Source organism: Amycolatopsis sp. NPDC004368, assembly GCF_053602515.1.
Map to the genome: position 1 here is coordinate 235,030 of NZ_JBSGDT010000005.1, position 21,450 is coordinate 256,479.

At 71.8% G+C, this 21,450-nt stretch carries 21 protein-coding genes; 11 read left to right on the plus strand and 10 right to left on the minus strand.

The window, feature by feature from the left end:
• Positions 1 to 8 precede the first annotated feature (8 nt).
• Complete coding sequence (ispG, locus tag ACWEOE_RS11225; protein ID WP_326569405.1) at positions 9 to 1,160, plus strand: flavodoxin-dependent (E)-4-hydroxy-3-methylbut-2-enyl-diphosphate synthase; 1,152 nt, start codon at positions 9 to 11, stop codon at positions 1,158 to 1,160.
• 48 nt (positions 1,161 to 1,208) lie between these two features.
• Here ispG and ACWEOE_RS11230 read toward each other — a convergent pair whose 3' ends face one another.
• Positions 1,209 to 1,463: a hypothetical protein gene (locus ACWEOE_RS11230; protein WP_452007096.1), complete on the minus strand. Its 255-nt coding sequence runs from the start codon at positions 1,461 to 1,463 to the stop codon at positions 1,209 to 1,211.
• A gap of 74 nt (positions 1,464 to 1,537) precedes the next feature.
• On the opposite strand from ACWEOE_RS11230, the gene ACWEOE_RS11235 reads away from it, so the two are divergent.
• Together ACWEOE_RS11235 and ACWEOE_RS11240 are read left to right on the plus strand one after the other, a co-directional pair.
• Positions 1,538 to 2,362 carry a helix-turn-helix domain-containing protein gene (locus ACWEOE_RS11235; protein WP_452007098.1) on the plus strand — a complete coding sequence of 275 codons (825 nt, stop codon included), beginning with the start codon at positions 1,538 to 1,540 and terminating at the stop codon, positions 2,360 to 2,362.
• Entirely contained in the window at positions 2,359 to 2,757 is a 399-nt protein-coding gene (locus ACWEOE_RS11240; protein WP_452007100.1) for a VOC family protein, read from the plus strand. Before ACWEOE_RS11235 ends, ACWEOE_RS11240 begins: the two co-directional genes overlap by 4 nt.
• Positions 2,758 to 2,761: 4 nt before the next feature.
• Here the strand turns inward: ACWEOE_RS11240 and ACWEOE_RS11245 are convergent, their stop codons facing one another.
• Entirely contained in the window at positions 2,762 to 3,589 is an 828-nt protein-coding gene (locus ACWEOE_RS11245; protein ID WP_452007102.1) for a helix-turn-helix transcriptional regulator, read from the minus strand.
• Between the two features lie 141 nt (positions 3,590 to 3,730).
• Here ACWEOE_RS11245 and ACWEOE_RS11250 point away from each other — a divergent pair, with 141 nt between their 5' ends.
• The gene (locus ACWEOE_RS11250) at positions 3,731 to 4,561 is read left to right on the plus strand and encodes an SDR family NAD(P)-dependent oxidoreductase (protein ID WP_452007104.1); all 831 of its coding nucleotides are present in this window, start codon (positions 3,731 to 3,733) and stop codon (positions 4,559 to 4,561) included.
• On the plus strand, positions 4,558 to 5,340 hold the full coding sequence (locus ACWEOE_RS11255) for an alpha/beta fold hydrolase (protein ID WP_452007106.1): 783 nt from the start codon (positions 4,558 to 4,560) through the stop codon (positions 5,338 to 5,340). Before ACWEOE_RS11250 ends, ACWEOE_RS11255 begins: the two co-directional genes overlap by 4 nt.
• 698 nt (positions 5,341 to 6,038) lie before the next feature.
• On the opposite strand, the gene ACWEOE_RS11260 is transcribed toward ACWEOE_RS11255, so the two are convergent.
• A complete protein-coding gene (locus tag ACWEOE_RS11260; RefSeq protein WP_452007108.1) occupies positions 6,039 to 6,245 on the minus strand; it encodes a DUF4177 domain-containing protein in 207 nt (68 codons plus the stop codon).
• Between the two features lie 80 nt (positions 6,246 to 6,325).
• On the opposite strand from ACWEOE_RS11260, the gene ACWEOE_RS11265 reads away from it, so the two are divergent.
• The 3 genes from ACWEOE_RS11265 (at position 6,326) to map (ending at position 9,953) form a co-directional block, all read left to right on the plus strand.
• A complete protein-coding gene (locus tag ACWEOE_RS11265; protein ID WP_452007110.1) occupies positions 6,326 to 7,180 on the plus strand; it encodes a GNAT family N-acetyltransferase in 855 nt (284 codons plus the stop codon).
• A 70-nt stretch (positions 7,181 to 7,250) separates the two neighbouring features.
• A complete protein-coding gene (locus ACWEOE_RS11270) occupies positions 7,251 to 9,077 on the plus strand; it encodes a penicillin-binding transpeptidase domain-containing protein (RefSeq protein ID WP_452007112.1) in 1,827 nt (608 codons plus the stop codon).
• An 18-nt stretch (positions 9,078 to 9,095) separates the two neighbouring features.
• Positions 9,096 to 9,953 (plus strand): type I methionyl aminopeptidase, encoded by an 858-nt coding sequence (gene map / locus ACWEOE_RS11275; protein WP_285969430.1) that lies wholly within the window; start codon positions 9,096 to 9,098, stop codon positions 9,951 to 9,953.
• Here map and ACWEOE_RS11280 read toward each other — a convergent pair.
• Positions 9,940 to 10,911 carry an SGNH/GDSL hydrolase family protein gene (locus ACWEOE_RS11280; protein ID WP_452007114.1) on the minus strand — a complete coding sequence of 324 codons (972 nt, stop codon included), beginning with the start codon at positions 10,909 to 10,911 and terminating at the stop codon, positions 9,940 to 9,942. The genes map and ACWEOE_RS11280 overlap by 14 nt on opposite strands.
• A 150-nt stretch (positions 10,912 to 11,061) precedes the next feature.
• A complete protein-coding gene (locus ACWEOE_RS11285; RefSeq protein WP_452007116.1) occupies positions 11,062 to 11,751 on the minus strand; it encodes a FadR/GntR family transcriptional regulator in 690 nt (229 codons plus the stop codon).
• A gap of 49 nt (positions 11,752 to 11,800) precedes the next feature.
• On the opposite strand from ACWEOE_RS11285, the gene ACWEOE_RS11290 reads away from it, so the two are divergent.
• Positions 11,801 to 13,066: a CynX/NimT family MFS transporter gene (locus tag ACWEOE_RS11290; RefSeq protein WP_452007118.1), complete on the plus strand. Its 1,266-nt coding sequence runs from the start codon at positions 11,801 to 11,803 to the stop codon at positions 13,064 to 13,066.
• A 50-nt stretch (positions 13,067 to 13,116) separates the two neighbouring features.
• Here the strand turns inward: ACWEOE_RS11290 and ACWEOE_RS11295 are convergent, their stop codons facing one another.
• Positions 13,117 to 14,514 (minus strand): mycothione reductase, encoded by a 1,398-nt coding sequence (locus tag ACWEOE_RS11295; RefSeq protein ID WP_452007120.1) that lies wholly within the window; start codon positions 14,512 to 14,514, stop codon positions 13,117 to 13,119.
• A 75-nt stretch (positions 14,515 to 14,589) separates the two neighbouring features.
• A complete protein-coding gene (locus ACWEOE_RS11300; RefSeq protein ID WP_452007122.1) occupies positions 14,590 to 15,207 on the minus strand; it encodes a M15 family metallopeptidase in 618 nt (205 codons plus the stop codon).
• 412 nt (positions 15,208 to 15,619) lie between these two features.
• Here ACWEOE_RS11300 and ACWEOE_RS11305 point away from each other — a divergent pair, with 412 nt between their 5' ends.
• The gene (locus tag ACWEOE_RS11305; protein ID WP_452007124.1) at positions 15,620 to 16,438 is read left to right on the plus strand and encodes a S1 family peptidase; all 819 of its coding nucleotides are present in this window, start codon (positions 15,620 to 15,622) and stop codon (positions 16,436 to 16,438) included.
• Between the two features lie 19 nt (positions 16,439 to 16,457).
• Positions 16,458 to 16,904, plus strand: a complete 447-nt coding sequence (locus tag ACWEOE_RS11310; protein WP_452007126.1) for a GNAT family N-acetyltransferase — start codon at positions 16,458 to 16,460, stop codon at positions 16,902 to 16,904.
• 361 nt (positions 16,905 to 17,265) lie between these two features.
• Here ACWEOE_RS11310 and ACWEOE_RS11315 read toward each other — a convergent pair whose 3' ends face one another.
• The 3 genes from ACWEOE_RS11315 to ACWEOE_RS11325 form a co-directional block, all read right to left on the minus strand.
• Entirely contained in the window at positions 17,266 to 18,441 is a 1,176-nt protein-coding gene (locus tag ACWEOE_RS11315; RefSeq protein ID WP_452007128.1) for an 8-amino-7-oxononanoate synthase, read from the minus strand.
• Positions 18,442 to 18,537: 96 nt separating this feature from the next.
• The gene (locus ACWEOE_RS11320; protein WP_452007130.1) at positions 18,538 to 20,076 is read right to left on the minus strand and encodes a DEAD/DEAH box helicase; all 1,539 of its coding nucleotides are present in this window, start codon (positions 20,074 to 20,076) and stop codon (positions 18,538 to 18,540) included.
• A 339-nt stretch (positions 20,077 to 20,415) separates the two neighbouring features.
• On the minus strand, positions 20,416 to 21,363 hold the full coding sequence (locus tag ACWEOE_RS11325) for a serine protein kinase RIO (RefSeq protein WP_452007132.1): 948 nt from the start codon (positions 21,361 to 21,363) through the stop codon (positions 20,416 to 20,418).
• Positions 21,364 to 21,450 lie beyond the last annotated feature (87 nt).

Sequence of the window (21,450 nt, forward strand, 5' to 3'; positions counted from 1 at the left end):
TGGGGGGCGTGACCGTCGCTCTGGGTATGCCCGCACTGCCGCCCCCCGTCCTCGCCGAGCGCCGCAAGACCCGCCAGCTCCACGTGGGTTCCGTCGGTGTCGGCAGCGACTTCCCCATCTCCGTCCAGTCGATGACGACGACGCTGACCTCCGACGTCAACGCCACCCTCCAGCAGATCGCCGAGCTCACCGCGGCCGGCTGCGACATCGTGCGCGTCGCGTGCCCGTCGGCCGACGACGCCGAGGCGCTGCCCGCGATCGCGAAGAAGTCGCAGATCCCCGTGATCGCCGACATCCACTTCCAGCCCAAGTACGTGTTCGCCGCGATCGAGGCCGGCTGCGCGGCGGTGCGCGTGAACCCGGGCAACATCCGCAAGTTCGACGACCAGGTCAAGGAGATCGCGCAGGCCGCGAAGGACCACGGCACGCCGATCCGCATCGGCGTCAACGCCGGTTCCCTCGACAAGCGCCTGCTCGAGAAGTACGGCAAGGCCACACCCGAGGCCCTGGCCGAGTCGGCGATGTGGGAAGCGTCGCTGTTCGCCGAGCACGACTTCCACGACATCAAGATCTCGGTCAAGCACAACGACCCGGTCGTGATGGTCCGCGCGTACGAGCTGCTCGCCGAGCAGTGCGACTACCCGCTGCACCTCGGCGTCACCGAGGCCGGCCCCGCCTTCCAGGGCACGATCAAGTCGGCCGTCGCCTTCGGTGCGCTGCTGCGCCAGGGCATCGGCGACACCATCCGCGTGTCGCTCTCGGCCCCGCCGGTCGAAGAGGTCAAGGTCGGCGCGCAGATCCTGCAGTCGCTGAACCTGCGGCCGCGCAAGCTGGAGATCGTGTCGTGCCCCTCGTGCGGCCGCGCGCAGGTGGACGTCTACACGCTCGCCGACCAGGTCACGGCCGGTCTGGAGGGCATGGAGATCCCGCTGCGCGTCGCCGTGATGGGCTGCGTCGTCAACGGCCCGGGCGAGGCCCGCGAGGCCGACCTGGGTGTCGCGTCCGGCAACGGCAAGGGCCAGATCTTCGTGAAGGGCGAGGTCATCAAGACCGTGCCCGAGCACGCGATCGTCGAGACGTTGATCGAAGAGGCCATGCGGATCGCCGAGGAAGCGGGCGAGGGCATCGGCGAGGGTTCGCCGAGCGTGACGGTGGGCTGACGTTCTTCTTCGGGCCGGCCCTGGGACGCGTTCCCGGGGCCGGCTTTTTCAGCCCTGCAGGTGGTGCTGCGCGGCGTCCCTGATCTGCATCCGGACGTTCTCCAGCGCCGCGGCGACCTCGTCGATCTGCAGGGCCGCCAGCTGGATCGCGCCCTGGATCGCGGTGGCCGACGTCGTCTCGCCGAGGAGCCCGAGCACCTGGGACTGCAGGTCCTCCAGCTCGCCCTTCGTCGCGAGGGCGATGCCGGTGGGCACCTGGTCGGCCAGCAGTTCGAGCTGCTGGGCCTGCTCCTGGATCGTCACGCACGCGTCCTTTCTCCGTGGCCCCCGGTGTCCGTGGTAGCAGAAAGAGGGAGCTCGCGGCCTACGCTGGTCAGGTGAGTCACAGCTGGGCCACCCGCTTGCCGCACCCGGTGCTGCGGCCGCTGGTCACGCGCTACATCGGCTACGCCCAGGACGACGTCACGCTAACCGTCCACCGAGGGCTGCCGTCGCGGCACGTGACGCTGATCGTCAGCCTGGAGCAGCCGATCCGCTTCGCCGGCCTGCCCGGCGCGGGCACGCTGCAGGCCCTGGTCGGCGGCCTGCACACCGCACCCGCGTTCATCACGCAGGACCGCGTGCAACGGGGCCTGCACATCGAGCTCGACCCGCTGGGCGTGCGCGCGCTGCTCGGCGTCACGGCCGCGGAGCTGAGCGGCAGCGTCGTGGACCTCGCCGCGTTCGGCCGGCCGTGGTCGCTGCTGCCGGCGCGCCTGCACGAAGCGCACGACTGGGCGGCCCGCTTCGCCGTGCTGGACGAGGTCCTCGCCGGCGCGGCCCGGGTGACTCCCGAGCCACCTCCCGAACTGGGGGAGGCTTGGCGGCGGCTGCGCCGCTCGCGGGGCTCCGTGCGGGTCACCGACCTGGCCTCGGAGGTCGGCTGGAGCCGCCGCCACCTGGGCGAGCGCTTCCGCGCCGAAGTCGGCCTCGCCCCGAAGCAGGCCGCGCGCGTGCTGCGCTTCGAACACGCCGGCCGCCTGCTGCGCTCGGGCACGTCCGACCTGGCCTCGATCGCCGTCGAGGCGGGCTACTACGACCAGGCGCACCTGTCGAACGAGTGGCGAGCGCTGGCGGGGTGCTCACCGCGGACGTGGATCGCGGAGGAACTCCCGTTTCTCCAAGACGACGGCTCGGCCGCGGAGACAGACTCGACCGCATGACACCTCAACCGAACGTTTGGCCCGCTCTTCGCTATGACGATGCCCCGGCGGCCGTGCGGTTCCTCGTCGACGTCCTCGGGTTCGAGGAGACGCTCGTGGTGCCCGGGGGCGCCGAGCGGGCCATCGCGCACGCCGAGCTGCGCTGGCCCGAAGGGGGCGGCGTGATGCTCGGCAGCACCGGTGGCCCGGCCGACGACGTGCACGACGCCATGAAACCCGGCACCGGTGCGGTGTACGTGGTCTCCGACCAGGTGGACGCCATCCACGCGCGCGTGCGGGCCGCGGGTGGTGACATCACGCTCGAACCGCACGACACCGACTACGGATCGCACACCTTCAGCCTGCGTGACCCCGAGGGCAACAGCTGGACGATCGGCACGTACCGCGGCGCCTGAGATCTCAGTGGCTGGCGCCGAGCACGCCGAGGAACGCGAGGCGGTCGGCGGTGTCCGTGCCGGGCACGGGAACGAACAGCGCCAGGATCTGCGACCGGTTCTCCTCCAGCAGCGCCTGGCAGTCGAGCTCGAGCAGGCCCGTTTCGGGGTGCTGGACGCGTTTGCGGCGGCTGCGCAGCACGGCGACGTCGTGCGCGGACCACAGCTCGGCGAATTCCGCGCTGTCCCGCAGCAGCCGGTCGACCAGGGCCTGGGCTCGCGCGTCGCCCCGGCGGACCAGGGCCGAGCGCAGGTCCGCGGCCAGCAGGCGGGATTCCTCGGCCTGGTCTTCGGGTGGGTAGGCAGCTCGGGCTTCCGGCGACGTGAACCAGCGGTAGACGACGCTGCGCTCCGGCCCTTCGAGGTGGCTGTGGTCGCCGAAGACGGTGGTGGCGAGGGCGTTCTGCGCGAGGACCTCGCCGAGGTCGGTCATCACCTGCGCGGGCATGTCGTGCAGGCGGTCGAGCAGGCCGAGGAGCACGGGGGAGACGTGGTCGTCGGTCGAGAGCCGGTCGGGCGCGGTGTGGCCGGCGAGCCGGAAGAGGTGGTCGCGCTCGTCGAGCGTCAAGCGCAGTGCGCGGGTCAGGCCGCGCAGCACCGACGCCGTCGGCTGCGGGGCGCGGGCCTGCTCCAGGCGCGTGTAGTAGTCCGTGGAGATGCCCGCGCGGGCGGCCACCTCCTCACGGCGCAGGCCGGGTGTGCGGCGCCGTGTCGTGGACGTGACCCCCGCCTCGGCCGGGGTGAGCGCTTCGCGTCGCACCCGCATGAAGTGGGCGAGCTGTCCGGAGTCCATGCACCCAGTGTCGACCCGCCGGCGTCGGCCAGCCAGGGACGGCCGGTCCCTGGGTGGAGCTCGCTCTGCCTACGCGCCCGCGCGCGGCCGAAAGTGGTGGATGAGGGATCGCCCTCGAACCACGACCTGAGGAGCAGCACCATGACTGAAAACAAGACCTGGTTTCTGACCGGGGCGTCGCGCGGACTGGGCGCTGCGTGGGCGCGGGCCGCGCTGCAGCGCGGCGACCGGGTCGCCGCCACCGCTCGCGACGCCGTCTCGCTCAAGCCGCTCGTCGACGAGTTCGGCGACCAGGTCCTGCCCCTGGGCTTCGACATCAAGGACGTGACGGCCGCGCGGGACGCCGTTGCGACCGCGGAGGCGCACTTCGGGGGCATCGACGTGCTGGTGAACAACGCCGGGCACATGCTTGTCGGCGCTGTCGAGGAAGCCACGGACGACCAGGTCCGCGAGCAGATGGAGACGAACTACCTCGGTTCGATGTGGACCACCCGCCCGGTGCTGCCGGGCATGCGCGCCCGCGGCGGCGGCCGCATCCTCCAGGTTTCCTCGCTCGGCGGGATCGTCGCCCTCCCGGCCCTCGGCCTCTACAACGCGTCGAAGTGGGCGCTGGAGGCGGCCAGCCAGTCGCTCTCGGTGGAGGTCGCGCCCCACAACATCAAGGTGACGCTCATCGAGCCGATCGTCTTCGAGACCGGCCTGGGCGCCAACTCGCCGCAGACCGAGCCGCACGAGGCCTACGCCGAGGCCCGCACCGCCCTGTTCTCCGGAGCGGCGCACATCGTGCCCGGCAAGATCGAAGCGACCGGCAAAGCCGTCCTGGAACTCGTCGACGCCGAAGAGCCGCCGCTGCGGGTGCTGTTCGGCATCGGTGGTCTGGACGAGGTCCGCGCCGAGTACGCCCGCCGCCTCGAGGGCTGGGAGCAGTGGGACCACATCTCCCGGCTCGCGCACGGCTCGACCGCCTCATGACCGGTACCGAAGGCACGACCGCCGGGCTGGCCTGGCAGTCCGAGGGGACCGGGCCGCTCGTGGTCTGGGCGCACGGGCTCACCCAGTCCGGTCGCTCCCAGGAAGACGTGGGCATGTTCGACTGGGGGCCGGTCGCGGCCTCCGGCCGGCAGCTCCTGCGCTACGACGCCCGCGGCCACGGCGCGTCGAGCGGCGAGGCGGACCCGGACCTGTACACGTGGCCCGCGCTGGCGGGGGACCTCCTCGGCCTGCTCGACGTGCTTTCCCCGGGCACTCGGGTCGCGGGCATCGGCACGTCCATGGGCACGGCGACCCTGCTGCACGCCGCGGTCCGCGCCCCCGGCCGCTTCAGCCGCCTGGTCGTCACCGCTCCGCCGACCGCCTGGGCCGCTCGCGCCGCCCAGCGCGACGCCTACGAGGCGACGGCCGACGCGCTGGAACGTGACGGGTTCGCCGCGTTCGCGAAGCTGGCGGCCGGCGGCCCGGTGCCACCGGCGTTCACCGGCCTGCCCGGCTACCCACCCGCGCCCCAGGTCGGCGACGGCCTGCTGCCCTCGGTCCTGCGCGGCGCCGCCCGCAGCGACCTGCCGTCGGAGGAGGAGCTCGCGAGCCTCGACCTGCCGGTGCTGGTCCTCGCCTGGTCCGGCGACCCGGTGCACCCCGTCCCGACGGCCGAGCGCCTCACATCGGTGCTGCCCGACGCCCGGCTGCACATCGCCGAGGCACCCGGGGCGACGCGGGAGTGGGGGGCGTTGGCGGCGGAGTTCCTGGCGGGATGAGTGCACGGTCGGTGGGGCACGTGGCTTGCGGTGCCCACCGCCGATCATCTCGCGGCGCTGCTGTTTGATGTCCGGTCGCGGATCGCGGGGAGCCGTGAGTGCGGCGTGCGTGGCCGCGATGGTCGTGGTGGGGCGAGGGGCGTGGTCGGTGCGGCATGTGCGCAGTGCCGATCGCCCCACCGCACCGCTGCTATTCGATGCTCGGCTGAGGATCACCGGGAGCCGTGAGTGCGGCGTGCGTGGCGGCCGTGGTCGTGGCGGGGTGACGGGCGCGGTTCGGGTGGCGCGCACGGACCCCGTGCCCACAGCCGATCACCTCCACCGCACCGCTGTTTGATGCTCGGCCGCGGATCACAGCCGTGAGTGCGGAGTGCGTGAGAGCCATGGTCGTGGCGGGCGCGTGGGCGGTGTGGCGCGTGCGGACTACGTGCGCAGTGCCGATCACCCCAGCGCACCGCTGCTGTTCGATGCTCGGCCGCGGATCACCGGGAGCGATGTGTGCGGGGAGCGTGGCCACCTTGGTCGTGGCGCGGTGACGGGCGCGGTTCGGGTGACGCGCACGGACCCCGTGCCCACAGCCGGCGAACAGCATACGAGGGCACGCGGTCCGGCCGGCGAACACGGACCGTGGCCCCGCCTGCCTCGACCGGTGGTCTGGGCCTGGTAGTTCGGCCACGAGACACCGGACGACCGGCGGCCTACTGAACCGGTCGTTCGAACGTCACCAGCAACCCGTCCACCCCTCCCGGCCCCACCCTGCCCTTCACATCCGCCGACGTGATCGCCTTCAGCTGCCACCCGTCGCGGGCGTGGTCGTTGAGGATGCGTTCCAGCTTGTCGCCCGACATTTTGCCGCCCAGGAGCTTCTCGCGGAGTTCGACGACCTTGTAGGTGTAGCGCTGCATGTGTCCGATTGTGCCGTTCATCTGAGCGTGTCGGTGGGCTTGCGTTCCGTTCATCCGCGTCATCTGGCACTCTGGACACTGTGTTGCGGCTTGCAGGTGCACGGCTGCTCGACGATCGGGACTATCCGGCAGTGCGCACCGCACTGGCCGCCGACCCGGTGAGCAGCTGCATGGTCAGCGCCAGGGTCGAGGCCGCGGGCCTCGACCCCTGGCGGCTCGGTGGCGAGCTCTGGGCCGCCGACGGCCGCCCGGGTAGGTCCACGCGGTTCCAGGGGCTGTGCTTCGCCGGGCCGAACCTGATTCCCTTGCGCGGCAACGCGTCGGCGCTGCGGTCGTTCGCCGATCGGGCGTTGCGGAGGCAGCGCACGTGCTCGTCGCTCGTCGGGCCGGCCGAGCAGGTGCTGGGGCTGTGGGACGAACTGCAGCGCGAGTGGGGGCCCGCGCGCGAGGTCCGCGGCGACCAGCCGCTCATGGCGCTCGACGGCAACCCGCTCGTGAAAGCCGACCCCCGCGTGCGCGCGGTGCGGCCCGACGAACTGGACCGCTACCTGCCCGCGGCCGTCGCGATGTTCATCGAAGAGGTGGGCGTCGACCCGCGCAGCGGTGACGGCGGCGCGAGCTACCGCGCCCGCGTGAGCGAGCTGATCGCGACCGGGCGAGCGTTCGCCCGGTTCGAGGACGGCGAAGTCGTGTTCAAGGCCGAGATCGGCGCCATGTCGGCGAGCGTCGGCCAGATCCAGGGCGTCTGGGTGCACCCCGAGCGCCGCGGCGGCGGCCTCGGCACGGCGGGCACGGCCGCGGTCGTCAACCGGCTCGTGCACGGCCTCGGCCGCACCGCGAGCCTGTACGTGAACGCGTTCAACGCACCCGCGCTCGCCGCCTACCGGCGCATCGGGTTCCAGCAGGTCGGGCAGTACGCGACCGTCCTGTTCTGAGCCCGATTCGCCCTTCCGGGTCGGCGTTTCGGCCCGGGACGCGCTCACCGGGCTGGTTCGATCGGACACCATGGCACCTGGTCGGCCACACCGCACCACTCAGCGAAAAGCAGCGGCCCTCACCGCCGCCCTGCTCGCCGCCCTGCCGCTCGCCGGCTGCGGCCTGTTCTCCTCCGATGGTCCGGACGACACCCTCGCCGCGTTCCTCACCGCCGTCGGCTCCGGTGACGTCGCCGCGGCCGCCGCGCTCACCGATTCGCCCGACGCCGCGAAGACCCTCCTCACGCAGGTCCGCGCAGCCCTCAAACCCCAGTCGGTCGAGGTGGCCGACGAATCCGTGCAGAAGTCGGGCGACACCGCCACCGGCGGCTACCGCCTCACCTGGCACCTGCCGAAGGGCCGCACCTGGACCTACACGTCCGACGCGCAGCTGCGCACGACCGAGGACGGCTGGCAGGTGCACTGGCAGCCCACCGTCCTGCACCCGCAGCTCGCGCCGTCGCAGAGCCTCGCGCTCGAGGTCGACCCGGCCGAGCCCGCGCCGGTGCTCGACCGCGACGGCTTCCCGTTGCTGCGCCCACAGACCGTGATCGGCGTGGTCGTCGACCCGGCGAAGACGGGCAACACCACGGCCGTCGCGACGAAGCTCGGTTCGGCGCTGCACCGCTTCGAGCCGACGGTCACGAGCCGCTCGGTCCTCGACGGCATCAAGGCCACCGAACCCGGCTCGGCCTACCCGGTGCTTTCCTTGCGCGACACCGACTACGAGCAGGTCAAGCCGACGATCTACGACCTGCCCGGCGTCCGGTTCACGAGCCAGGAACGCCTCCTGCCCGACCACCGCGACACCGGCCGCCAGATCCTGCCCGCCCTGCGCACGATGGTCGAACAGCAGGCCGCGGGCGGCGCGGGCTGGCGCATCGTCTCGCTCGACGTCACCGGCAGCGAGGCCAGCGAGCTCTACGCCGTGGCGCCCAAGGCCCCGCCGGCCGTGACCAGCACGCTCAGCACCCACGTCCAGACCGCCGCCGAACAAGCGCTGGCACCGGTGAAGACGGCCGCCGCGCTCGTGGCGCTGCAGCCGTCGACGGGACAGCTGCTGGCCGTCGCGCAGAACGCGCCCGCCGACGCGCAGGGCCCGCTCGCCCTCACCGGCCGCTTCCCGCCGGGGTCGACGTTCAAGATCGTCACCGCCACGGCCGCGCTCTCGGCCGGCCGTGTGAAGGCCGACTCACCGGTCGCCTGCCCCGGCACCACGGCGTTCGAGGGCCGCGTGGTGCCGAACGAAGGCCGGTTCGATCTGGGCACGGTGCCGCTGTCGAAGGCGTTCGCGCAGTCGTGCAACACGACCTTCGCGCAGCTCTCGGCCGCGCTCTCGCCGACCGCGCTCACCGACGCGGCGCGCTCGCTCGGCGTCGGCGCCGACTTCGTGATCCCCGGTCTCACGACCGTCACCGGGTCCGTGCCGAAGGCCGACTCCGAGGTGCAGCGCGCGGAGAACGGCTTCGGGCAGGGGACGGTGGTCACGAGCCCGTTCGGGATGGCACTCGCGGCCGCGACCGTCGAGTCGGGGAAGGCGCCGGTGCCGTCGCTCGTGCGCGGGCAGCCGGGGAAGGTCACCGGCCTCGGTCCGGCGCCGCGGCCCGGGGTGCTCGATGCCGTGCGCTCGATGATGCGCGACGTCGTGACCACCGGCACCGCCACCGGCCTGCGCGATCTGCCGGATGTGCGGGGGAAGACCGGCACGGCCCAGTTCGGCGACGGCACGCACTCCCACGGCTGGTTCGTCGGCTACCAGGGCGACCTGGCGTTCGCGGTGCTGCTGACCGACGCCGGGTCGTCGAAACCGGCCGTGGACGCGGCTCACCGGTTCCTCGCGGGAGTGGCCGCGAAGTGACGTCGTAGTCTGGGGAGCATGTCCGTTCGTGCCCCGTTGAAGCCCGGCGTCCAGACGCCGCGCCGCGCCGTTCCCGCCGACATCGCCCGCCCCGAGTACGTCGACCGGCCGGCGCCGAAGCGGGACACCGGCAACGGCGTGCGCACGCCCGAGGTGATCGAGGCCATGCGCGTGGCGTCGAGGATCGCCGCGCAGGCGCTGGAGGAGGGCGGCAAGGCCGTCAAGCCCGGCGCGAGCACCGACGACATCGACAAGGTCGTGCACGAGTTCCTGCTCGACCACCACGCCTACCCGTCGACGCTGGGCTACCGCGCCTTCCCGAAGTCGTGCTGCACGTCGCTCAACGAGGTGATCTGCCACGGCATCCCCGACTCGACCGTGATCGAGGACGGCGACATCTGCAACATCGACGTCACCGCCTTCATCGGCGGCGTTCACGGTGACTGCAACGCCACCTTCCTCGCCGGCGACGTCTCCGAGGAGGCGAAGCTGCTCGTCGAGCGCACCCGTGAAGCCACGGCGCGCGCGATCAAGGCCGTGCGCCCGGGGCGGCAGCTGAACGTGATCGGCCGCGTGATCGAGGCGTACGCCAAGCGCTTCGGCTACGGCGTGGTCCGCGACTTCACCGGCCACGGCGTCGGCCCGGCGTTCCACACCGCGCCGACCGTGCTGCACTACGAGGAGCCCTCGGTCCACACGCTGATCGAGGAGGGCATGACCTTCACGATCGAGCCGATGATCACGCTCGGCACCATCGACTACGACGTGTGGGACGACAACTGGACCGTGACCACGAAGGACAAGAAGTGGACGGCCCAGTTCGAGCACACCCTCGTGGTCACGGCCGACGGCGCGGAGATCCTCACGCTCCCGTGAGGTTCGCGGCTTTCGCGAGCTGCTGGGGGTCGGCCTTGCTGCGCGCGGCCGGCGCCTTCGTGCTCTTCGTGGGCACGCCCAGGGCCTGTGCGATCAGCTTCGCCTCGGCTTCCATGCCGCTGCGGAACGGGTGGTAGGCCACGGCTTCGAAGAGGTTCGTGCTCTGGCCGTTGACCCAGGCATTGCCGCCGGCGCACGCGTCGTGGCCGAGGCTGGGGCCGTAGGTGTCGACGAACTCGGCACCTTCGCTTTCCGCTGCGCCGGCGATGGCTGCGTTGAGCTTCTGCTCGATGCTGTCGGCCCAGCGGTAGTCGCCGTCGGCGAAGGGGATCACACTCGGGCACGTGCCACTCGGCGGCAGCAGGCGGGGGTAGCCGACGACCACGATCGTCGCCGCCGGAGCGCGGTCCTCGACGCCCCGCACGACCTGCGCGACATTGCGTCCGGTCGCCGCCACCGCCTCGGCCATGGTGTCCAGGCCGTCCACCGTGTAGTGCTCCTGGCAGGGCGCACCGGTGGGGTCCTGGTCGCGCAGCGTGGGACAGGTGCCGGTGAGGTCGCCGAAGACGCTGTTGTCGTTGCCGCCGATGCCGATGGTGACCAGGTCGGTGTCGGCGTGGAGGGCGTCGAACTGCGGCTGCTGCGTCGACAGCGGAATGCTCGGTGACGGGGTGACCTGCGGCTGCGTCATGTTGGAGGTGTCGGCCGACGAACAGCTGACGTCGGTGAACGCGCCGGGTGTGTCGTAGATCCCCAGCCGCGTCGCGAGCCAGGACGGGTAGTTGTTGTTCGAGCGGAAACACCAGCTGGCCTGCTGCCACGGGATCAGCGGCCCGGCGGTGTAGGAGTCGCCGAGCGAGACGTATTCGCGCAACTGCGGAGTGCTTGCGGCCGCGGCGGTGGCACCGGCGACCAGCCCAGCGACGACCAGCAACACGACAAGGGGCGAACGGCGCACGACGTGACCTCTTCGTCCGGGGATGGTGATCCGAACTCTGGTGCGCGGTCGGGACCACCGCAACTTAAGTGCGAGGCTTTCGCGTTCAAGTCTCACGCGGGTGGGTGAGGCTGATCGTCGGGTGTGCTGAGCCGGCTGCTCGGCTTCCGCTCAGTCGGCCGTTTTCCCCGCTTTCTCGGCCCGCGCCAGGATTTCGTCGAGGAAGTCGCCGGCCGCCTGGCCCGCCCGGTCGGCGTCGTGGGCCTCGATGGCGTCGACGATGGCGCGGTGCTGCGCGAGCTCGGCGTGGTCCGGGTGGTCGTAGGTGGCGGCGACGCTGGCGGTGATCGCCTCCATCAGCCCGCGGTAGAGCTCGAAGAGCAGACCGTTGTGTCCACATCGGACGATCTCGAGGTGGAATTCCGCGTCGGTGCGGGCGAAGTCGTCGACGCGGCCCTCGAGCTGGTCTGTGTCGCGCCGTTCCAGCAGCACGCGCAGGCCCGCGAGCTCCTCTTCGGTGCGGGCGGTGGCGGCCAGGCGGGCGCCTTCGACCTCCAGGGTGCGGCGGACCTGCAGCACCTCGCGCAGCTCGGAGCCGCACAGGCGACGCAGGGCGCCGGAGACTTCGCTGGTGGCGCGGACGTACGTGCCGTCGCCCTGGCGGACCTCGAGGATGCCGGTGTGCGCGAGCGCGCGCACGGCCTCGCGGACGGTGTTGCGCCCGACGCCGAGCTGGACGAGAAGCTCCTGCTCGGTGGGGATGCGCTGTCCGACGGGCCATTCCCCCTGTGCGATCGCGTCGCGCAGCTGGTCGATGACCTGGTCGACCAGGCCCGCGCGCCGGGTGGTGGCGAGAGGCACAGGATTAATCCCTTCATCCAATCATCCTACGTATGCAATAGTAGCGGACGTGTCCGTCGGTTCCTGGGATCCCACCCCGCGCCCCGCGTCCTACTCCGAGCGCCTCGAGCTCGAACTCGAGGGCGCCGTCGAGGAGGAGACCGTGCGCCGGCCCGGGGTGATCGCCGGTGGTGCGCTGCTCGCCGTCGCCGTGGTGCTCACGGCGTTGAACCTGCGCCCGGCCATCACGAGCGTCGGGCCGCTGCTCGCGGAGATGCGTGGCGGCCTGGGTGCGTCGGCGATCTGGGCGAGTGTGCTCACGACAGTGCCGGGCCTGTGCTTCGCCGGCGCGGGTCTCGCGGCGCCCCTGCTGTCGCGCCGGATCGGCATCGGCGCGGCGATCGGGTTCGCGCTGGCGGTGCTCACGGCCGGGCTGGTGCTGCGCGTGGTCGACGGGCAGTTCGTGGTCCTCGGCGGCACCCTCGTCGCGACGGCCGGCATCGCCCTGATCAACGTGCTCATCCCCGTGGTGATCAAGGATTCGTTCCCGACGAAGGTCGGCTTGATGACCGGCGTCTACACGGCCGCGCTGCAGGGCGGCGGCGCCGCGGGGTCCGCCGCGAGCCCCCCGCTGGAGACGGCGCTGGGTGGCTGGCGCCAGTCGCTCGGCTCGTGGGCGGTGCTGGCCGCGCTCGCGCTCGTCGTGTGGCTGATCGCCGCCCGCGGCACCGGCCGGGCGCCGAAGCCGGCCGCCAACGCCGCCGGCGGACGGTCCCTGATGCGCAGCCCGCTCGCGTGGATCGTCACGATCTTCTTCGGCCTGCAGTCCTTCATCGCGTACGTGGTCATGGGCTGGCTGCCGCAGGTCTTCATTGACTCCGGGGTCAGCAAGGGCCAGGCCGGTCTCCTGCTGGGCCTGATCTCCGTGATCGCCGTGCCGATCAGCCTCGTGATCCCACCGGTCGCCGCCCGTCAGGGCAGCCAGAGCTGGTGGATCTTCGGCATGGGCGTGTGCGGCGTGGCCGGCATGCTCGGCCTGCTGGTGGCGCCGGCGTTCTCGCCGCTGCTGTGGAGCGTGCTGATCGGCGTGGGCATGAGCGTCTTCTCGCTCGCGCTCACCGTGATCGCCCTGCGCGCCCGCACCGGCGCCGACACGGCCCGGCTCTCCGGCATGGCGCAGGGCTACGGCTACCTGCTCGCGGCCGTGGGCCCGTTCGTCTTCGGCCTGCTCCACGACGCCACGGGCGGCTGGACGGTCTCGCTCATCGTGCTCATCGCGGTGACGTGCGCGCAGATGTCCGTCGGGTTCCTCGCCGGACGGCCGCGGTTCGTCTGATGCCACGGGAAAGGGCCTCCCCGCGGGGAGGCCCTTTCCCGTTCACCGGCTCACTTCTTGAGCGGCAGGCTCAGCAGCGCGTTCTCGATCAGCTCCGGCATGGCCGGGTGGATCCAGTACTGGCCCCGCGCCATGGTGCGGGCGTCGAGCCCGAAGCTCATGGCCTGGATGAGCGGCTGGATCACCGACGACGCCTGCGCGCCGATGATGTGCGCACCCAGCAGCTGCCCCGTCTCGGGGTCGGCGAGCAGCTTCGCGAAGCCCGACGTGTCCTCCATGGCCCAGCCGTAGGCGATCCCGGCGTAGTCCTGTTTGGACACCACGTACGAGATGCCCTTCGCGCGCGCGTCCTGCTCGGTAAGGCCCACCGACGCGATCTGCGGCGAGGTGAACACCGCGTGCGGCACGAAGCGGTGGTCGGCCTTGATGCGGTCGTCCGGGTGCGCCAGATTGTGTTGCACCACACGGGCTTCGTGGTTGGCCACGTGCTTCAGCTCGTACGGCGACGAGATGTCGCCCAGCGCGTAGATGCCCGGGACCACCGTCTCCTGGTAGTCGTCCACGATCGCGTGGCCGCTGGGCAGCGTGGTGACCCCCGTGGCGGCGACGTTCAGCTTGTCCGTGTTGGGCAGCCGGCCGATGGCGACCAGGATCGCGTCGGTCTCCAGCGTCTCGGGGCCGGCGGGGCCTTCGAGGTCGAGCTTGATCCCGGTGGTCTCGCGGCGTGCGTTGACCACCATGCTGTTGAGCCGCAGGTCGAAGCGCTTGGCCGCCAGCTCGGTGAAGCGCGCGCTCACGTCTTCGTCCTCGTTGCGCAGCATCGCGCCCGAACGCACGACCACGGTGACCTCCACGCCGAACGACGCGAAGACGTGGGCGAACTCCGCCGCGATGTACCCGCCGCCGAGGATGGTCATGCGCTTGGGCAGGGCGTCGAGCCGCATGATCGAGTCGGAGGTGTGGTAGCCGACCTCGGCGAGGCCCGGGATGTCGGGAACGGCTGCGCGGCCGCCGGCGGCCAGCACGAAGCGGTCGGCCGTCAGCACTTCGTCGGGACGCCCGTCGGAGTAGGAGACGGTGAGCTCTTTCATGCCGGTGAAGCGGCCTTCGCCCGCGAACACGTCCACGTGGTCGTTGTCCGCGTGGCTCTTGCGGTACTCCTCGCCGCCGACCGCGATCGGGTCGATGCGGTCGAAGATGCGGTCGCGCACGTCGGTCCAGCGCACGCCCTTGAGCTCCTGGTCCACACCTAAGCGCGAGCTGTGCGACGGCGTCGCGGCCACGTCCGCGGTGTAGACGAACATCTTGGTGGGGATGCAACCCACGTTGAGGCAGGTACCGCCGAACGCCCCCTTCTCGACGATGGCCGTCTTGAAGTGCGTGAAGCGGTCGTCCAGGATCGAGTTGCCCGACCCCGTTCCGACGACCACCAAGTCGTAGTGCGGCACTGTCTCCTCCGAAGCATGTAGAACGAGCGTTCCCAGCCTAGTCAACCGAGTCGCCTCCTTCGGTGTTCCCGTGAATCAGTGACCGGTGGCTGTGAAGTGCATCCGGTCCACCGGGGAGGTCCACGCGCCGCCCCAGCTCCACCCGACTGCGGCGAAATCGCGCACGACCGGTCCGCCCGCGACGACCATGCCCGGCCGCACGCGCGAGCGGTCCAGATAAGCCGACGCCAGCTCCGGCAGCACGAGCGGTCCCTTCGTGTACGGGTTGCAGAACGGGTTCACGTCCACTGCCAGCCCGTACGCGTGGGCCGACCAATTCGTCTCGCCGCGCACGGGGCGGCAGACGAAGTCGCTCGTGTCGTTGCCGTCGCCGGTGGGCGGTGCGTCGAGTTCCTCGGGGCCCGTGATGCGCATCTGTTCGATCGGGAAGCGCGCGGCGAAGAGCTTCCCGAACGCGGTGACGACGGCCTGTGCGCCGGTGCGGTTCACGAGCAGCTCGCCGGTGTGGGCGCGGCCGTCGAAGCCCCAGAACGACAGCGTGACGTACCGCAGGTCCGTCGCCTTCACCGGGCAGGCGGCCTGCCAGGTGCTGCGGGCCAGCACGTCGGCGGGAACGGTCTCGACCTTCGAGGTGTAGGGGGTCCCGTTTCCGGGCGGCGGCAGGAAATCGCGCGTCGGCAGGGCGCGGTTCACCAGTTCGGGTGGAGTCGGGAGGATTTCGCCGAAGCCGTCGGAACGGCGGGGGAGCGGGTGTGCACCCACCTGCCAGGTGACGGGTGGTGTGGTCGTCGCTGTCCGAGTTGTCGGGAGTGCCGCGCTGGTCCGGCTCGTCGCGCTCGGTGAGGGTGGTTCCGGTGCTGCGGGAGGCGTCGGCGTGGTGCAGCCGACCAGCAGGAATGCCATCAGGGTGCCGGCCGCCGCCGTCGCTCTCCGTCGCATGGGACCAGCAAAGCAAACGCGCTCCGTGAGCGCTCAGTCCACCCGTTCCAGTGACACCATTTCGGGCCTGCTCCGTTTAGGGTAATCGCGGCTGCTTGTTCACGCGCCGCGATCTTCGTGTCTTTCTCGCTGTTGCTGTTGCTGTTCTGGTCGATAGGGGAATCCCATGCCCGCCAAGTTCCGCCGTTCGCTCCTTCTCGCGGCTGGGGCCCTGCTCGTGACCGCGGTGACGGTGCCGATCGCGGTCAGTACGGCGTCGGCTCAAGATGCTCCGCCGTCGGGCGCCCAGCCGCGGATCGTCGGCGGCGACGAGGCGACGCTGGCCGACCACCCGTACGCGGTGTACCTCGCCGACCAGAACGGCAACCAGTTCTGCGGCGCGGTGATCGTGAGCTCCACGGCGGTCGCCACGGCCGCGCACTGCGCCGCGGCGTTGCCGAGCAGCAACGTGCGCGTGGTCGCGGGCCGCCAGGACAAGCGCACGAGCGACGGCGTGGTGCTCAGCGTGTCGCGCGAATGGGTGGACCCGGACTTCTCCGACCCGACGAAGGGCGCCGACATCGCGGTGCTCAGCGTGCGCGGGCAGCTGCCGTACCGGCCGGCGCGCGTCGCCACGTCGAGCGACCGCGCGGCCTACGACACGGGCACGCAGGCCACCGTCCTCGGCTGGGGCCGCGTCGCCGACGGCGGCGACCGCTCCGACTACCTGCGCAGCGCCGTCGTGCCGCTCGTCAGCGACTCGACGTGCAAGACGGCGTACGACACCTACGACTCCTCGAGCATGGTCTGCGCCGGCTACCCCGACGGCGGCATCGACGCCTGCCAGGGCGACTCCGGCGGCCCCCTCGTCGTCGGCGACACCCTCATCGGCATCGTCTCCTTCGGCGACGGCTGCGCGAAAGCCGGCAAGCCCGGCGTCTACACCCGCGTGTCCACCTACGCCGACGACATCGCCGCCCAGTCCCAGCCGCGGATCCTCGGCTGAGGTGTGTTAAGCAGGGCGCGTGAGCACCCTGCTTCAGGCCACCGGTCCCGAACTCACCGCCGCCCAGCTCTACGCCATCCTGCGCCTGCGCGCCGAGGTGTTCGTCGTGGAGCAGGAATGCGCCTACGCCGACGTGGACGGCCGCGACCTGCTGCCGTCCACTCGGCATCTGTGGCTGGCTTCCGGTGATGAGATCAGTGCCTATTTGCGCGTGCTGGCCGATCCGGGTGGGGTCGCGCGGATCGGGCGCGTCGTCACGGCTGCGTCGGCTCGTGGGCGTGGTCGGGCGGCGCAGCTGATGGCCGCCGCGCTGGCCACTTCGGACGGTGAGTTCGTGCTTGATTCGCAGGTGTACGCGCAGGGGCTGTACGCGCGTTTCGGCTTCGTGGCGGAAGGCGCGGAGTTCCTGGATGACGGGATCCCGCACATCACCATGCGTCGTGCGGGAAAGTCGTCGGGGAGCTAGGAGGCCGCGGGGCCGGAGCGCACTCGCCCTGGTGCAGGGAAGGAAGCTGTGCTTCGCACGAAGCCGAAGCGCTCCGGCACGCCATGGCGCTGGTGTTTTGTGCGGTCGTGCCTGGCGACCGGCCGAGGGTCGCGTGCGCCGGTTTCATGTCGCCAGAGCAGTCCCGGTCGCAGCGAGGCACGAAGCCGAAGCCTTCGGCGAGCCAAACACCAGCGTTCGCCCGGTGGACGAATGCGCGGGTCGCGCGACGGCGACGCGCACCGTGAGCGCCGGTGCCTGCGTGGATCGCGGGTGGCGCGCCGGGGGCGCTTCCCGTCAAGACAACTCCGGTCGCGGCGGGCGCGCAGCCGAAGCTGGCCGGCTAGGAAGCCGCGCCCCGAGGTGCCGTCGCCGTGATGACCTTCACCGCGCGGTCCACGTCGGCCTCCGTCAGGTCGGCGCGGGCGGTGAGGCGCAGGCGCGAGATGCCGTCCGGGACGGACGGCGGGCGGAAGCAGCCCACGCGCACGCCCTGGTCCGCGCAGGACTCCGCCCACGCGACGGCGGCCTCGGGAGACGGGGCCTGCACGGAGATCACCGCGGCGTCCGGGATGCTGGCGCGCAGGCCGGCGGCCTTGAGCTGCAGGGCGATGTTCCCGGCGTTGTCGATCACACGGCCGGCCAGCGACGGATCGGACTTCAGCACGCCCAGCGCCGTCAGCGCGGCGGCGGCGCTGGCGGGCGCCAGTGCCGTGTCGAAGATGAAGCTGCGGGCCGTGTCCACCAGGTGCTTGATCACGCGCCGGGGACCGACGACGGCGCCGCCCTGAGCGCCGAGGGACTTCGAGAGCGTCAGGGTGGTCACCACGTCCGGGGCGGACGACAGGCCGGCCGCGTGGACGGCGCCGCGGCCGCCGTCGCCGAGGATGCCGAAGCCGTGGGCGTCGTCGACCAGGAGGGCGGCGCCGGAGGATCGGCAGATGGCGGCCAGGTCGCCCAGGGGGGCGAGGTCGCCGTCGACGGAGAAGACCGAGTCCGTGACCACGAGGGCGCGTGGCTTGCGGCGGGTGGACAGCGCGTGCTCGATCGCCGACGGCGTCGAGTGCGCCACGGCCGCCACGTCGGCGCGCGAGAGGCGGCAGCCTTCGATGAGCGACGCGTGGATGTACTTGTCCGTGACGATCGCGGACTCGGCGCCCGACAGGGCCGTCACGGCGCCGAGGTTCGCGGCGAAGCCCGAGGAGAACACCAACGCCGCCTGGGCGCCGCAGAAGCGGGCCAGTTCGTGCTCCAGCTCGGCGTGCAGCTCGGTCGAGCCGGTGACGAGCCGTGAGCCCGTGGCGCCCGCGCCCCAGCGCATGGCGGCGGCCGCGGCGGCGCCGACGACCCGCTTGTCGCGGGCCAGGCCGAGGTAGTCGTTGCCGGCCAGGTCGAGCTCGTCCGCCTGCGCCGGGCGGGCCCGCAGCTTGCGCACCAGGCCCGCGTCCGCCCGCTTCTCGGCCTCGGTGTCGAGCCAGTCGAAGACGTTCTCGGGCGGCAGCTGCGGGATGGCGTTCACGTTCCGCAGTGTCCCACCCGCGCCCGCCGGGAAACCGTGGGCCCTGCCACACAACGAAAAAGGCCCCGCCGAAGCGGGGCCTTTTCCAGAAAGAACTCAGCTGTCGTAACCACGGCGCTGCGGCCGGCCCGGGCGCTGCGGGCGACCCGCACCGTTGCCGGACCGCTGCTGACGCCCACGGCCGCCGTAGCTCGGGCGGCCCTCGCGGGAGCCGCCGTAACCGCGGTCGCGGTTCTCGCCGTAACCGCCGCGCTCACCGCGCTCGCGGCCACCGCCGAAGCCACGGCCGCCACCGCGGCGCGGGGTCTCGCGGCGACGCTCGATCACCGGCTCACCGCTCGGCTCCTGCGCACCCGTGATGCGCGAGAGCTCCGCATCGCCCGGGCGGACCACCGTGGTCTCGGCGCGCACGCCGGCCCGGTCGGTCATCCGGCGGACGGTGCGCTTCTGGTCGTGCGTGACCAGCGTGACGACGACACCCGACGCACCGGCGCGCGCCGTGCGGCCCGCGCGGTGCAGGTAGTCCTTGTGGTCCGCGGCCGGGTCCACGTGCAGCACCAGCGAGATGTCGTCCACGTGGATGCCGCGCGAGGCGACGTCCGTGGCGACCAGCACCGGCGTGTGGCCTTCCTTGAAGTCGGCCAGCACGCGGTTGCGCTGCCCCTGGGTCTTGCCGCCGTGCAGCGCCGCCGCGTGCACACCCTGCTCACGCAGCCGCTCGGTGAGGCGGTCGACGTGGTGCTTGGTGCGCACGAACATGATCGTGCGGCCCTCGCGGGCACCGATCTGCGTGACGATGTCCTGCTTGTCCTGGTGCGACACCTGGAGCACGTGGTGGTCCATCGTGTCCACGCTCGCGGTCGACGGCGCGACCGAGTGCGTGACCGGGTCGGTCAGGTACTGCTTCACGAGCCGGTTGACGTCACCGTCGAGCGTCGCGGAGAACAGCAGCCGCTGCCCGCCCGGCGGGGTGAGGTCGAGGATCTCGCGCACCTGCGGCATGAAACCCATGTCGGCCATCTGGTCGGCTTCGTCGAGGGCGATGAAGTTGCAGTCGCCCAGCGACGCCGTGCCCTGGCGGACGTGGTCCGACAGGCGGCCCGGGGTGGCGATGAGCAGGTCGACGCCGCGGGAGAGCGCGTCGGCCTGACGGGTGAAGGCCATGCCGCCCACGGCCGTGCGGCACCACAGGCCGAGCGACTTGGCGAGCGGGGTCAGCGAGTCGGCCACCTGCATGGCCAGCTCGCGGGTCGGCACCAGCACGAGCGCGCGGGGGCGCTTCGGGCGGGCCTTGCCGCCGTTGAGCCGGGCCAGGATGGCCAGGCCGAACGCCAGCGTCTTGCCCGAACCGGTCTGCGCGCGGCCCAGCACGTCGCGGCCCGCGAGCGCGTCGGGGATCGTGGCCGACTGGATCGGGAACGGGGTGTTGATGCCGGCCTCGGAAAGCGCCCGCAGCAGCTCCTCGGGCAGGCCCAGCTGGGCCCAGGTCTTCGTGGCGACCGTCTCGACGGTGTCGTCGCGAAGGAAGTCCTCGCGAGCCGGGCGCTGGCGCGGCTTGCGGTCGTGACGGTCACCGCGGCCCGGCCCCGAGTGGGACGACGCAGCGGAATGACCGGAATTGAACGTGACTGTCACTTATGCCTCTCGGACGTGGCACGTCGCAAGGAGGCCCGGGCTGCCCGCTCGCAGGCAGGGCAAGATGGTGTGCAATGGGCGTTCACAGGGACGGACCCGGCGCGCCACGACGTTGCCGCCATCGAGCGCCGATGGAAATGCTTCGGATTTCACCGCGAGCCCGTCAGTGGGCTTTGGAGGCGACGGACACCAACTCATCCACGCCGCCGGTTGCGGTCGGTGTTCACTGTACCGGAGTGAGGCCTTCTGCTTCGCACCCAGGTGTCCGGTTGTGGGCGGCGTCGCAGCAGTGTCCTGCGCCACATTCGACTGGCCCGGCGCCACGCCGCCGCCCACCCGTCAGCCCAGCCCCGCGGTGTAGGCCAGGTCCGCCACGAGAGGATCGACGGCCGTGACGCGTTCCGGCAGGCCACGGGCCTGGAACCACCCGGCGAGGTTGCGCACGTCGCGCTCCAGGAACTCGCGGCCGCGGGGGTTCGCGACGAGGTCGACGACCTGGGGCAGGTCGATCACCATCAGGTGCCCTTCGTGCACCAGCAGGTTGTACGCCGAGAGGTCGCCGTGCACGAGCCCCTGCGTGGCGAGCAGCTCCAGCGCCGCCACGGCCTGTTCCCACAGGTCGGTCAGCTCGTCCGCCTCCGGACGCAGCTGGGCGAGCCGGGGTGCGGCCGTGCCGTCGGGCTCGCCGAGGAACTCCAGCAGCAGTTCGGTCCCGTGGCGCTGCACGGGGTAGGGCACGGGCGCGCCGATCGTCCACAAGCGACTCAGCGCCGCGAACTCCGCGACCGCCCACTGCTCGGCGATCAGGTTGCGCCCGAACGAGGTGCGGCCCGCCATGGCCCGCATCTCGCGTGAACGCCGCATCCGCCGGCCTTCGAGGTAGCCGGCGTCGCGGTGGAACAGGCGGTGCTCGTCGCTGCGGTAGCGCTTGGCGGCCAGCAGGGCGCCTTCGCCGTCTGGCAGCATGCGGCGCAGGAGGTGCACGTCGGCTTCCTTGCCGGTTTTGAGCACGCCCAGGTCGGTGTCGACGGCCGCCAGCTCCGTGATCACCCAATCGGGCCTCGGGTGCGGTCCTTGTTCGGCGTCGCCCCACGTGGACCAGCGGTCGGCGCCGTCCGGGAGGGCGGTCTCGGTGTAGGCGTCGTCGCGGGCCTGGGCGAGGCGGACGCGCTCGCTTTCGGTGAGCCGGCCACGGCGGGTCGGCTCGGGTTCTTCCCGGAAACGGCCCCGGCGGCGGGGCTGCTCGAAATCGGACGCGTGAAGGTCTTCGTAGTCGTGCTCGCGCACTGGTGGGTTCTCCTCGATCGGGGTGCCCCACCGGGCGAGCGCGAACGGCTCTAGCCGAGAGGGGCGGACGGAAGTGGGCAGGCAAAC

What these genes read in the sequence shown, in the direction of transcription:
- map (WP_285969430.1), top strand. Translation starts at nt 9,096, where the DNA reads ATGTCCGTTCGTGCCCCGTTGAAGCCCGGCGTCCAGACGCCGCGCCGC.
- ACWEOE_RS11255 (WP_452007106.1), top strand. Translation starts at nt 4,558, where the DNA reads ATGACCGGTACCGAAGGCACGACCGCCGGGCTGGCCTGGCAGTCCGAG.
- ACWEOE_RS11260 (WP_452007108.1), bottom strand. Translation starts at nt 6,245, where the DNA reads ATGCAGCGCTACACCTACAAGGTCGTCGAACTCCGCGAGAAGCTCCTG.
- ACWEOE_RS11305 (WP_452007124.1), top strand. Translation starts at nt 15,620, where the DNA reads ATGCCCGCCAAGTTCCGCCGTTCGCTCCTTCTCGCGGCTGGGGCCCTG.
- ACWEOE_RS11240 (WP_452007100.1), top strand. Translation starts at nt 2,359, where the DNA reads ATGACACCTCAACCGAACGTTTGGCCCGCTCTTCGCTATGACGATGCC.
- ACWEOE_RS11245 (WP_452007102.1), bottom strand. Translation starts at nt 3,589, where the DNA reads ATGGACTCCGGACAGCTCGCCCACTTCATGCGGGTGCGACGCGAAGCG.
- ACWEOE_RS11250 (WP_452007104.1), top strand. Translation starts at nt 3,731, where the DNA reads ATGACTGAAAACAAGACCTGGTTTCTGACCGGGGCGTCGCGCGGACTG.
- ACWEOE_RS11270 (WP_452007112.1), top strand. Translation starts at nt 7,251, where the DNA reads ATGGCACCTGGTCGGCCACACCGCACCACTCAGCGAAAAGCAGCGGCC.